11 protein-coding genes are annotated in these 11889 nt (G+C 61.0%); 4 read left to right on the top strand and 7 right to left on the bottom strand.

Annotated features, from left to right (window positions below; all coding sequences use genetic code 11):
• Window positions 1-287: 287 nt before the first annotated feature.
• Both JQN68_RS01085 and JQN68_RS01080 read left to right on the top strand, forming a co-directional pair.
• A complete protein-coding gene (locus JQN68_RS01085; RefSeq protein ID WP_225071297.1) occupies window positions 288-743 on the top strand; it encodes a YaiI/YqxD family protein in 456 nt (151 codons plus the stop codon).
• A 222-nt stretch (window positions 744-965) separates the two neighbouring features.
• Window positions 966-1268 carry a rhodanese-like domain-containing protein gene (locus JQN68_RS01080; protein WP_249620958.1) on the top strand — a complete coding sequence of 101 codons (303 nt, stop codon included), beginning with the start codon at window positions 966-968 and terminating at the stop codon, window positions 1266-1268.
• An 83-nt stretch (window positions 1269-1351) separates the two neighbouring features.
• Here JQN68_RS01080 and JQN68_RS01075 read toward each other — a convergent pair whose 3' ends face one another.
• Both JQN68_RS01075 and JQN68_RS01070 read right to left on the bottom strand, forming a co-directional pair.
• Window positions 1352-2158 carry a pyruvate, water dikinase regulatory protein gene (locus tag JQN68_RS01075; RefSeq protein ID WP_225071295.1) on the bottom strand — a complete coding sequence of 269 codons (807 nt, stop codon included), beginning with the start codon at window positions 2156-2158 and terminating at the stop codon, window positions 1352-1354.
• A gap of 44 nt (window positions 2159-2202) precedes the next feature.
• Entirely contained in the window at window positions 2203-2985 is a 783-nt protein-coding gene (locus tag JQN68_RS01070) for an inositol monophosphatase family protein (RefSeq protein WP_225071294.1), read from the bottom strand.
• Window positions 2986-3415: 430 nt separating this feature from the next.
• Here JQN68_RS01070 and JQN68_RS01065 point away from each other — a divergent pair, with 430 nt between their 5' ends.
• Together JQN68_RS01065 and JQN68_RS01060 are read left to right on the top strand one after the other, a co-directional pair.
• Window positions 3416-3883, top strand: coding sequence for a type VI secretion system amidase effector protein Tae4 (locus JQN68_RS01065; protein ID WP_225071293.1), 468 nt, complete (start codon window positions 3416-3418; stop codon window positions 3881-3883).
• The gene (locus JQN68_RS01060) at window positions 3880-4254 is read left to right on the top strand and encodes a T6SS amidase immunity protein Tai4 family protein (RefSeq protein WP_225071292.1); all 375 of its coding nucleotides are present in this window, start codon (window positions 3880-3882) and stop codon (window positions 4252-4254) included. Before JQN68_RS01065 ends, JQN68_RS01060 begins: the two co-directional genes overlap by 4 nt.
• Window positions 4255-4519: 265 nt before the next feature.
• Here the strand turns inward: JQN68_RS01060 and JQN68_RS01055 are convergent, their stop codons facing one another.
• The 5 genes from JQN68_RS01055 to JQN68_RS01035 all read right to left on the bottom strand — a co-directional run bounded on the left by JQN68_RS01055 (window position 4520) and on the right by JQN68_RS01035 (window position 11846).
• Window positions 4520-6697 carry a methyl-accepting chemotaxis protein gene (locus JQN68_RS01055; protein ID WP_225071291.1) on the bottom strand — a complete coding sequence of 726 codons (2178 nt, stop codon included), beginning with the start codon at window positions 6695-6697 and terminating at the stop codon, window positions 4520-4522.
• Between the two features lie 22 nt (window positions 6698-6719).
• Window positions 6720-7301, bottom strand: coding sequence for a phosphatase PAP2 family protein (locus JQN68_RS01050; RefSeq protein ID WP_225071290.1), 582 nt, complete (start codon window positions 7299-7301; stop codon window positions 6720-6722).
• A 129-nt stretch (window positions 7302-7430) separates the two neighbouring features.
• On the bottom strand, window positions 7431-9299 hold the full coding sequence (locus tag JQN68_RS01045; protein WP_225071289.1) for a GGDEF domain-containing protein: 1869 nt from the start codon (window positions 9297-9299) through the stop codon (window positions 7431-7433).
• Entirely contained in the window at window positions 9232-10380 is a 1149-nt protein-coding gene (locus JQN68_RS01040; protein WP_225071288.1) for a glycosyltransferase family 4 protein, read from the bottom strand. The genes JQN68_RS01045 and JQN68_RS01040 overlap by 68 nt, the downstream gene beginning before the upstream one ends.
• Window positions 10381-10748: 368 nt before the next feature.
• Window positions 10749-11846: a prolipoprotein diacylglyceryl transferase family protein gene (locus tag JQN68_RS01035; RefSeq protein WP_225071287.1), complete on the bottom strand. Its 1098-nt coding sequence runs from the start codon at window positions 11844-11846 to the stop codon at window positions 10749-10751.
• Window positions 11847-11889: the final 43 nt, after the last annotated feature.

Here is an 11889-nt window from a genome sequence, read left to right as displayed (position 1 = left end):
GGATGGGTTCATGCGGCCCTCGGCGTGGGGGGCGCGAGGTCCTTCTCTACAGCGGCTGAAAGTTACCCCGATCTGAAATAAAAAAAGAACCGCAGGGACGTTCCCCAGGGTTCATGCAAGCCGTGCCTTATACCACCGATCAACGGACCGCGGCAACCGGTTTTGCGTGCAACTCGGCGAAAAAGCCCCTACGCAGGAAGATTTACCTGTCATATCCGGTTGTTTGCAGGTAACTTGGGTACCGGATTGAATGTAACCCTCAGCCTCTTCAACAGGAATGTTCTGCCATGAACATATGGGTAGACGCGGATGCCTGCCCCGCGGTGATCAAGGAAATTCTATTCAGAGCGGCAAGGCGTACCGGCGTTATCCTGACCCTGGTCGCCAACCATGCCATGCGCTTTCCCCCCTCCCCCCATATCCGCTTTCTGCACGTGGCGCCGGGGATGGATGTGGCCGACAATGAAATCGTCCAACGCCTCGACCCCGGCGATCTGGTGATCACGGCGGATATTCCCCTGGCGGCGCAGGTCATTGCAAAGGGCGGTCATGCCCTCAATCCACGCGGTGAACTGTATGACCCCGGCACCATCGGGGAACGGCTGGCCATCAGGGATTTCATGGATTCCCTGCGCGGCAGCGGCATCGAGACCGGGGGTCCTTCGGCCCTGAGTCAGAGCGACCGGCAGGCCTTTTCGAACCGGCTGGATCAGGTTTTAACCCGGGCGCTGAAACCTGGGTGACAGAGGATTGAAGTTTGGATTATTCTTTCGGAGGGAACTGGATGAAGATGGGTCGACCATGATAGATGGCCCAGCAGACCTGAATATTTTAGGATTGCGATGATGCTTAAGTTGGCACCACTCCAAGGGGATACAGCATGGCGTTGGATAGCCATGAGCGCCCTGACAGCCCTATTTCTGGTCATCCAGGCGTTCACGGCCTTTTCGCAGGAGCCGCAACGAGTGAAACGGATATCGCCCGAGGAATTGCGAACGGCTTGGATGGCCGGGCCGCACGCTTTGATCGATGTACGCAGTGCCGAGGAGTTCGCGGCCCACCGTCTGGGACTGGGTGAGCGGCTGATTCCCTTGGACAGTCTGCCGCACAGGCTGCACGAATTGCCGCAGGATCGAGGCATCCCCCTGATTTTCGTCTGCCGGACGGTGCGCCGGGCCACCGTAGCGGCCCACCTGGCGCAGGCGGCTGGGTGGAACAATGTGGCGATACTGGATGGTGGCGTAGCCGGTTGGCCCGGCCCGAAATAGGCCGGCGGGTTTCCTGTGAAATAAGGAGTTGCTCCGCCCTCTGCGGATTCACTGACAGACGCCAAAAACCTCTGGCCATACCTTCATTTCAGCTTCAGCTTGACCAGCACCTCGTTGGCGGTTTCCTCCAGGGCCTTGCCCGAAACATTGACCGTCACCCAGCCTTGACGGCGATAAAGCATTCTGGCATACCGCAGCTCTTCTTCGATTTTATCCATATTGGCGTAAGCCGTTTTAAAATCCTGCCCGAGATGTTGCAGCCGTGCCATGCGCAACTCCACCAGGCGTTGCGATTCGATATACAGGCCGACCACCCGGTGGGGATCGACGTGGAACAGTTCCTTGGGTGGGTCGATGCCGAACACCAGCGGCACGTTGGCCACCTTCCAGCCGAGATGAGCCAAATAGGTCGACAGCGGCGTTTTGCTGGTACGGGAGACTCCTACCAGCACGATATCGGCATCCGCCAAATGCTGGACCGACTGCCCGTCATCGTGCTTGACGGTGAACTCCACCGCCTCGATGCGGCGGAAATAATCTGCGTCCATGCTGTGCAGGAGCCCCGGCGTCTGTTTCGGCGACCGCCCGAAAAATTTGGCAAACTGGGACAACAAGGGCGTCACCAAGTCAAAGGCCATCAGACCCCGAGCCTCGCACTCGGTCTGAATGAACTGGGCCAGATCCCGGTTGACGACCGTATAGACCACCATCCCGGGGTTTTGCATGATCTCATCGAGCCCATGCAGCACGGCCGCCTGGTCCCGCACATGGCTGATGCGCCGCCGCCTCACCGGCTTGTCCCGGAACTGAACCAGCACCGCGTTGACAATCTTTTCGGCGGTCTCGCCGGTGGCATCGGAAAGCAGGTAAATCATTTGCGGACTGGTCATGAATCCTCCGGGAAATGGCCGAACGGCAAGCGCCGAGGAGCGAATCAAAGATTCGGCAAGGTGTTGAGCACTTCCAGCATGGCATCGTGGATGGCACCGTTGCTGGCCAGCAGCTGACCGGCATCGATGCTGCCCGGATTGCCCCGATAGTCGCTGACCCTGCCGCCGGCCTCGGTCACCAGCAGCATGCCCGCCGCTACGTCCCAGGGCTTCAAATCATATTCCCAGAAACCGTCGAACCGCCCCGCCGCCACGTAGCACAGATCGAGAGCCGCCGCGCCATCGCGGCGAATGCCGCGCGTCCGGTAATAAAACAGCTTGAAGTAATCCATGGAACGGTGCCAGCGGTCGCCCATTTCGTAGGGAAAGCCCGTCGCCAGCAGAGCCTTGCCCAACTCGGCGGTCGGCGATACCCGCAGGGGCGCGCCGTTGAGAAAGGCTCCCTGGCCATGCAGAGCCGAAAACATTTCGTCATGCACCGGATCGAGAACCACCGCCGCGACCGTTTGCCGCTGGAACTGCACGGCGATGGAGACGCAGAAAAACGGATAGCCATGGACAAAATTGGTGGTGCCGTCGATGGGATCGATAATCCAGCGCCAATCGCTGCGTTGCTGATTATCGCCCGTTTCCTCGGCCAGGATGGCGTGTTCGGGATAGGCCCTGCGGATGCATTCCAGAATGATGGCTTCGGAGCCGCGGTCGACATTGGTGACCAGATCGACGCGCCCCTTGTAATCCACCTGGCGCAGCTCGGACATGGCCTGCAGAATATAGGCGCCGGCTTGGCGGGCGGCGGTTTCGGCGGTACGCAGAATCTCGTGCATGGCAGGGTGATCGTCTCTTTTTGGGGTTGGATCAGGGCAGTGTTATGCGGCCATCTTCAACGGTCGAAACATAGCATATTGCAACAGAGGTCGTCTCGCCGAAAAAAGCCCGAATGCCCCCGAGTAAGATCTGCAGAAACGGCAGCGGCAAAAACGTGCTTGACAAATTAAATTTTTAATTTAATTTGTATTATTATATATTGCTCCGCACATTCATTAGTCGAACTTACGAAGGCTTCCAGGAGTTCCCGTCGTTGGCCGTGAAGCGGTAGCGGAAGGGTTGTCGTTTGCGTCATCGCAAGCGATCCCACGGCGAGAACGAGAACGAGAACGAGAACGAGAACGAGAACGAGAACGAGAACGAACAGAATCAACCGGAGTGGAGTGCATATCCAGATTATTAAATTTAACAACCAAAGCGGAGACGCAAATGGGCAGCAGACCTGATTTCACGCAAGCATGGAACGCCTTTTCACGCGTCCATGGTGATGGCTCCCTGGATCATGTAGGCCAGCATATTGGTGGAAGAGTCGGATTGAATATCGAGAGTGGTATTTTTCAAAATGCATGTGCCCTGAGGATGAGCTTTGTATTAAATACGAGCGGAGTCCGAATTTCTGCTGCTGCAGGTGCCACAGTATCGGACAACAATGGCTTTCTATACCTCTATCGTATTCGCGACTTGACAGAATATCTGCGAAAAACTTTTGGCCCTCCGGACATAACACTATCAAACACAAATGATGCCAGACTAGAAAACAAAAAAGGAATCTTGATCTTTGAGGTACCAATCTGGAACAATGCAACAGGACATGCCACGCTATGGAACGGTTATCAGTGCTCAGACAGGTGTTATTTTTCCCAATCCAGTCGTATCTTATTTTGGGAACTGAGATGAAACCAAAAAAATTAATAATTATACTATTATCAATGGTATCAATTGCCTGCTCTCACCAAAAAAATGCTCGAAATATAGATATTCTCGAAGCCAACCTGTTTCGGAAATTTATCCTAAGCCAATGCATTGCACGTGCTTATCCGAACAGCGAAGTTGCATGCGAAGCTCGTGCGGCCTCGGCAGGCTACATGGAATTCGGAAGCTTGCCCATCGAAGCCTATGAAGAAGCCGTTCACCTGGTTGAGAAGACTCTTTCCGTACCATACTTAGGCAAGGATGGTCGTCCTTTACACATAATGAAGTGCCTGGACTTATCCACCTCCCCAGCCATGACTGATTTAATCGAGAAATATGCTTCCGAATCACGCTAGCAGCAGCTTTTTCGAAAAATCACAGAACCCGAGTAACAACTGCAACGAAATAGTCCGCGTCAGATATCGCATGGAAAACCCATTGATTCCGAAAAACCAGCCCGAAAAAAATTCCCGCCAAAACCGCGGGAGAGACAACGCGGTTTGGCGGGCACGGAGCGATCCGTTGGTGGATGCGTCGGGACACCCGGCAACGGTTCGGAGGCGACTGGTACGATTCGGAATTCGCCACTTCCCGGGGGCGATATTCCGGGCATGAACGCCGTCAGGCGCTGAGACGATGACGGTGATGGCGGTCGGCATCGTTCCCGGCCGGTGCCGGTTCCGCCACTGTATCCGGTAACTGGAAAGTGCCCAGCATCCGATGCAACTGCTCGGCCCAGGCGGCCAGTTCCCCGGCCGCTGCCGCGGCCTTGGCGGTGCCGGCGACATTGCGGTCGATAACCTGATCGATGCGGGCCACCGACCGGGTGATGTCGTCCACCTTTTCGGCCTGGGATTGGGAAGCCAGAGCCACCTCGTCGGCCAGAGCGGCGACTTCCACCACACCCTGCCCGATATGCCGCAGGGCTTCGTCGGTATCCGCCACGGAATCGACCCCCAAGGCCACCTTTTGAAGGGTATCCTGAATCAGACTGCCGGTTTCCCGGGCGGCTTCGGCACTACGTACCGCCAGGTTGCGCACTTCGTCCGCCACCACCGCGAAGCCCTTGCCGTGATGGCCGGCGCGGGCGGCCTCGACGGAGGCATTGAGGGCCAGAAGATTGGTCTGAAAAGCGATGTCATCGATCAGGCGCATGACGCCGGCTATGGCCTGGACCGCTTCGCGCACTTCGGTCATGGCGGTCACCATGTCCTGCATCTGCTCCTGACCGCTGCGGGCGGTATCCCGCAGTCCGGCAGCCAGGCTGGTGGAGCGGGCCGCGCGTTCGGCGTTCTGCCGGGCCTGGGCGACGGTTTCTCCAAGGCTGGCGGACATATCCTGCAAGGCCTGGGATTGCTGGGCGGTCCCCTGGGACAATTCCTGGCTGGTGCGGGCGATCTGCGCCGCGCCGGCGGCAACCTGATGGCCGGCCTGGCGCATGCGTTTCACCAGGCGCGTCAGGGCCAGGTTGGCCTGCTGCAGGGGCACACGGATGGGTCCGGCGGCGCGGAAAGTGAAATCGCCCGCCGCCAGGCGATCAAAAGCCGCCAGCACTTCATCCCGCATCTGATCGGCAAAGCCGTCCAAAGCCCGGGCCATGTCACCCAATTCATCCCGCGAGGTCAGACCCAGACGACGGTCCAGTTGCCCGGCACCCAGCTGCCGCAACATGTCCACGGTCAAGCTCAGAGGCCGGGTAATGCCGCGGGTGATACGCCAACCGAGCACGGCGCACAACACCATGACCACCAGGGTCAGTATCAGGCTGCCGCGCTGCAGGGCGGTCAGTTTTGCGGCCATGGCCTGCTCGCGTTCCAGGATCAGGTTGGCCGAGCCGCGCACCGCCGCCCCCTTGGCGGCACCGAGGGTTGCCAACTGGGCATCCAGTTCCGCCAAGGCGGCAAAAGCCTGTTCGGAGGCCGGTTTGATCCGGTCATTGAGCAGAGTCACCACCTGCTGCTGTTGGTGGAGTATCTGACGCTCCGCGGCCAACACCTGGTCGAGGTCGACGGACATGGCCTTGACCGCCGGCGGAAAGACGTCGCGGTACAGCAGGCGGGCCTCTTCCCAATTGCTTTCCATAATCAGGCCGGCCAGTTTATAAGAGGCATCCCAGAGCTTCTTGTTGACCGGCGCGATGCGTTGCAGCGCCGCCTGCAGAGGCGCGAAGGAAGCCCGGTAACGGCGGCCGACGGGACCGTTGCGAAACTCCTCGAAGGGGGTGTCGGTCTGATTTTCATGCAGCAGCTCGCCGATGCTGCTGCGGATGAACAGCATGTTGGCGATGCTCAGGGTCCAGTACAGCTGGGTGCGCTTGAGATCGTCCAAGGCCTCGGCCAGCCCGTCGTGACGGGGCCGCCAGAGGGCACGGATGCGCTCATCGGCGGCATGCAGTTGCTGCTGGGCATCGGCCAGTTTACGGACCGTGGAGCTCGCCTCCGGCATGGCCTTCTGCAAATCCCGCAGGGCCGCTCCCTTCAGCAGGACCGCCAGGGGTTCCTGTCGGCCGGCCGGAAACAGTTCGGCGCGCGGCGCGTTGTTGAGCACCGCGTCGCGCAGCAGATTGAGATCCGCCGCCAAGGCACTGCGGGTCTGTTGCAAATCCGCTGACCAGCGTTCCACGGTCGCCGCCTCGACCTGCACCTGAGAGGCATCGCGCAGGGCTCCGGCCAATTCGCCCTGCGACGAACGGATGTCCCGCGTCGCCCAGGTCATGAGCAGGAACATCAGGCCGACCAGCACCATGATGCCGGCAAAACCGCCGGCCAGCCGCCGACCAATCGTCCATTTCCATAACATGTTTTTCACCCTTATTATTCACTCATTGCAATACAGTGGTACCGATCTCGGTCACCGCCCAGACGGCTCCCTTTCCCACCAAGGTTCCCAGCAGAGCGCCGACCAGCACATCCGTCGGGTAGTGTACCCCCAGATAGACTCGGGACAGGCCGATGAGCCAGGCCGTCGGCAGCAGTACCCAGCCCCACATGGGCAAAATGCCACCCAGGGAGGCATACATGGCGAAGGCGGTCATGGTGTGGCCGGACGGGAAGGAAAAGCGATCCGGGGTCGGCACCAGCCCGGACAGGCTCGACCAGCGGTCAAAAGGCCGCGGGCGCCGAATCAGACCTTTGAGAACCGAAAACAAGAGGACACTGGTCAGGGCCGCCAAGGCGCCGGCCAGCACGGCCCGACGCTCCGGCCCAGCTCCGAACAACAGCAAAGTCACGCCGATGGCGCCCCACAGCGGCCCGTCCCCGAGGCGGCTGAGCAGTCTGAAAAAGGCCGTCAGCCAGGGAAAGTCCCGCCACCAGGCCAGGCGCAACATGAACCGGACTTCCAGGGGGGTCACCCGCTGTGCGTAACCGTCCACCAGGCGCTTCAGAACATAGAGCTCGGTCATGGCTGTTTCTCCTCGCGGCTCTTCCATCCTCACCCGTTCATCGAAGGCAGACTCTTCCTTCGCTACAGGGATAACCCACAGGGATTACGGTGCGGTTAGGATGGGACTAGATTTTCGAGAAGACCTTTCTCAGACTGACAGACCGGTATTCTGCGCACCCTCCCCTGCACACCGGGCAGGTTCGGCCGAGGTTGTCAAGACGCGGCTGCGACGGTCGACAAACAGACAACTGCCGACGATTTTTTTGGCCTGGTGCTTGACTTCGCCGGCGGCGGCGGAAATGGCGTGGCAGGTATCGAAGGGCCCGGCGGCGGAGTGGACGGCGCCGATGGAAAGGCTGACAAAGGGGAAAAAACGGCGACTGCCTTCCCGACCCTCGCTATAGAAGCCGCCCTGGTGACGTTCCAGGGGATCGTAATGGATGACGATTTCGGCATCGAACCGGGCAATCAGCGCCCGACATCGCTCCTGCCAGTCGGCACTGCGGAACACCACCATGAAGTCGTCCCCGCCGATATGGCCGACAAAGTCCGTCCGGCTGTCGGCCGCTTCCACCAGCAGACGACTAAGCAGGCAGATCACCTGGTCGCCCCGGCGATAGCCGTAATGATCGTTGTAGGGCTTGAAATGGTCCAAATCACAATAACAGGCGGCAAAGTCTTCGCCGCTTCGCAGCAAATGCTCGAGGTGCTCGTTGAGAGGAACATTGCCGGGCAGCAGGGTGAGCGGATTGGCGTGCCGGGCATGGCGGATCTGCAAATCGGTTATCTCGCGCAGCAGGGACAGTACCGTGGCCGTGCCGAGGTAGCGGCCCTGGTCGGCGATGATGAAGTCGTCGGGTGCGGTGGTATCGGCGGACCGGGTCAGAAACTGGCTGAGTTCCTCCAGGGGTTGATCCTTCTCGATGACCAGCGGTTGGACCTCCATGAACTTGGCCACCGGATCGCGGCCGTACAGATCGCGCCCGTAACGGCTGCCGAGGATGTTCATGAGCTGCTGGCGGGCCAACAGGCCAACAGGGATACCGTTGCCGTCCACCACCGGCAGGGATTGCAACGCCGGCGAGGCCGAAAAAATTTCGGCGACATCCGTGATCCGTTCCTCGGGGCGCACGGTCGGCACCTCCCGCACCAGGCAGGCGGCTGTCCGACTCTGACTGGCGGTATGTAACGTCTGTTGCCGAAGGGCAATCCAGGGCCTGGCGGGCAGGTTCAGAGAGCGCACCGGGATTGCTTGCGGACGGGCGAACCGATAGCCCTGACCGAAACCGACCCCGAGACGGGCGACGGTAGCCAGTTCGCTGGCGGTTTCGATGCCCTCGGCGATGGTCCGGCAACCCAGTTCGGCGGCGATTTCCTGCAGCGAGCGGACAAACTGGTCCTTGACCGGATCGGTATCGATACCCTGAATGAAATGGCGATCGAACTTGACGAAATCGGGGCGCAGTTCCGACCACAAACGCAAACCGGCATAACCGGCACCGAGATCGTCGATGGCCACGGCAAAGCCCATCTGCCGGTAGTGAGTCATGGCATGCCGTACCAGATCGTAATCATCGATGGGAAAATGCTCCGTCAACTCGATGACTACCTGGCCGGGGCTGAGGCCCACCTCCTGCAGGGCCTGGCGGGTCAGGCCGATGCGGAAATCGGCGTCCAGCAGAGTGCCGGGAAAAACATTGAGAAACAGTTTGCCGGGCAGATCCAGGGCCGCGAAATTTCGGATGTGAACGGTGCGCGCCAACTGGTCGAGTTCCGCCATGCGCCCGCAGCGCTCAGCCACCGTAAACAGGCTGGTCGGGGAATGCAGGGGACTGTCGGAAGGTCCGCGCAGCAAGGCCTCGTAACCGTAAATCCGGCCGCTGCCCAGATCGACGATGGGCTGAAACAGGCTTTTCAAATTTTGCTGATGGAGGATGTCGCGCAGCAGGTCAGCCAACATGGCGGGATCCATCCACGGCGGGTCCGACAGGGCGTCCCAGGTAGTGATACTGCTCACGCACGCGCTCCAGAATGTGAAACCAGGACTGCCCTTCGGCATGGCGGCGGGCGGCCGCCGACCACATTCGCCGTTCCGGTTCGCCCGCCGCCTGCAGCAAAGCGGCGGCCAGGGCCGCGGCACCGGGCTCGGCAACGATCAGGCCGGTACGCTGGTGTTGAATGATATCCCGAGGACCCGGAACATCGAAAGCGATGGCCGGCAGTCCCGAGGCCATGGCCTCCAGCAGCACGTTGCCGAAGGTATCGGTGCGGGACGGGAACACGAACAGGTCGGCGGCGGCATAGTGCCGGGCCAGATCTTCGCCCTGCCGGTAACCGGCAAAGATCACCCGGCGGTCCGCCGCCGCCTCCAGAGCAGGGCGCAGCGGACCATCACCGACCAGCACCAGTCGCAGCCGGGCGTCGGCCGGTACCGCGCGCCAGGCCTGCAGCAATTCGGCGAGATTCTTTTCCGCCGCCAGCCGGCCGACATAGGTCACCACCACCTCGTCGTCGGCGATCCCCCACTGGCGCCGCAGATCCGCATCCCGCAGGCCGGGATGAAACAGCTTGGTATCCACCCCCCTGCTCCATACCTGCAGCCGCTCGAAACCGCGCTCTTCCAGCATGGTGCGCAAGGAGGGCGTGGTACAAAAGGTCATGGCCGTGGCGTTATGGAACCAGCGCAGATAACGCCAGGCCAGAGCCTCCAGGCAGCCGAGCCCATAGGCGGGCAGGTAGCTGGGAAACAGGGTATGAAAGGAGCTGACCGTCGGCAGACCCAGGCTGCGGCAGGCGCACAGGGCGCTCCACCCCAGGGGGCCTTCGGTGGCGATGTGCACCACATCCGGCGCAAAATCCCTCAGGGTGCGCCGCAACCGGCGCGGCGAGGCCAGGGGCAGCACCACTTCCCGGTAGAAGGGCAGGCGCCAGCCGCGCCAGGTGCTGCGCTGCGTCGCCTGCGGTGGGGCCGGTTCGTCGTAATGGGGGCCCAGGATCAATACCTGATCGCCGCCGGCCAGCAGATGCTCGACCAGCTGAAAGAGCGTCCGGGAGACCCCGTTGATCTGCGGCAGGTAGGTTTCCGTGACCAAGGCCACCCGCAAGGGCCTCCGGGAATCCGGGCCCGGGTGCGCTGCCCCCCGGTTCTCAACCGCCAAGGATGGGATACTCAGGAGCGGGGATAGAGCTGCTGCAGACGTCGCGCCGTGCTTAGGGCATGGCGATAATTGTAGCGTCCGATCACCACGCAGCCACCCAGAAAAACCAGCAATCCGAGCCAGAACATGTTCACCTCCCTGTTCGTCACCGGCCACCGATGTTCTCCTCTGCTTCTGCTTCTGCTCGGGCTACTGTTCAGCATAGGGTTTCGGTGTGGGCGGCACAGGATCCTGCTCCACCGCTGCTGAAGCATTGCCTTGCAGAAGCCTTGTCGGTTCCTTTATAGCTATCCGGCGTTAGTCGAAGGTTAGCCTGGTCCTTGAACTCCGTGAGCGAATTCCCGTTTCGGCAAGGTTCCCTGCTCCACGGTGACGAAAAAGGACAGCTCCGCTCCGGTCATGCGGCTGCGGCCCAAAAAGCAGAAAATCCCCAGGCTCGCGGCCTGCAGAGTCAGCAGGACACCGGGATGCCAGAGACTGCCGAGACCCCTCTCAACATTCACCGGCAGGACGGACGGCCCTGCCAACAGCCAGGTCATGAAGACGGCGCAGGGCATGACCAGCAGACTCATGCGCTGGTAGACCGAAAAGGACTGGCCGCCGCGCCAGTCGGCGCGCAGTGTTTCCGAAAACACCCGCCAGCCTTGGCTGGCCAGGGCCGCGACCAGAAAAGCGCTGCCGAAACGTCCGGCCAAAAACAGAGCCGTGGCCGCCACGGCGGCCAATCCATGGACTGCCATGGTCAGCGCCTGCACCGGCACCACGGGGGTGCCCTCCAGGCCGCCGGCGTAGGAAATCTTCTTGGTGGCACCGTGAAACACGAAATGGCGGCGATTGAACAGTTGCTGTCCGAGCCGACCGCATTGGGCGACCGGCTTACCGTAACAGCAGCCGTAACTGATACAGGCCAGCCGCCCCAATCCTTCGCCGAACACGTAGCCGATGGTCAATGCCGCCAGGGTCGCCAGAACCGGCAAGGGCGCCGCCACATGGTCCGGCAGCAGGCGATTGATCCCCTCGATGAGCCATGGCGCCAGCAGCAGGCCGACGCACGCCGCCCCGCCGACGGTAAAGGTGTGGGCCTGGCCCTCAATCCAGTAAGCCAGGCCCTTGGCTGTCGGCAGCCCAATCAACAGCAGGGCGGCCATGACCAGCAGCACGGCGTTGCGGTCCGCACCGACAGCTCCCAGCAGAATGAGGGAAAGAACCATGGCGGCCAGACCGGCGCCGGCGGTCAGCAGTCCGTACCAGGTCAGGTTGAGCCCCTGCCAGCTGTCCGAGGCGGCATCATAACGCGGCAGGGTCGCGGCCACCTGCCATTGGGGACGGGGCAGCACCTGACAACCCCAGAGCAGGGCGCCGCCGGACAGCCCGGCCAAAGCACAGAGAAACAGCAGATTGGGCATGGAATACCTCCTGAAAGGGTGTTTTTCTGGTAACCTGTTCAGC

This window comes from Desulfuromonas sp. CSMB_57 (assembly GCF_020194955.2).
In the GTDB taxonomy this organism is placed as follows: Bacteria; Desulfobacterota; Desulfuromonadia; order Desulfuromonadales; family Syntrophotaleaceae; genus JAFCIY02.
Note: the sequence above shows the minus strand (reverse complement) of the source record. Positions and strands in the feature narration are given on the sequence as shown.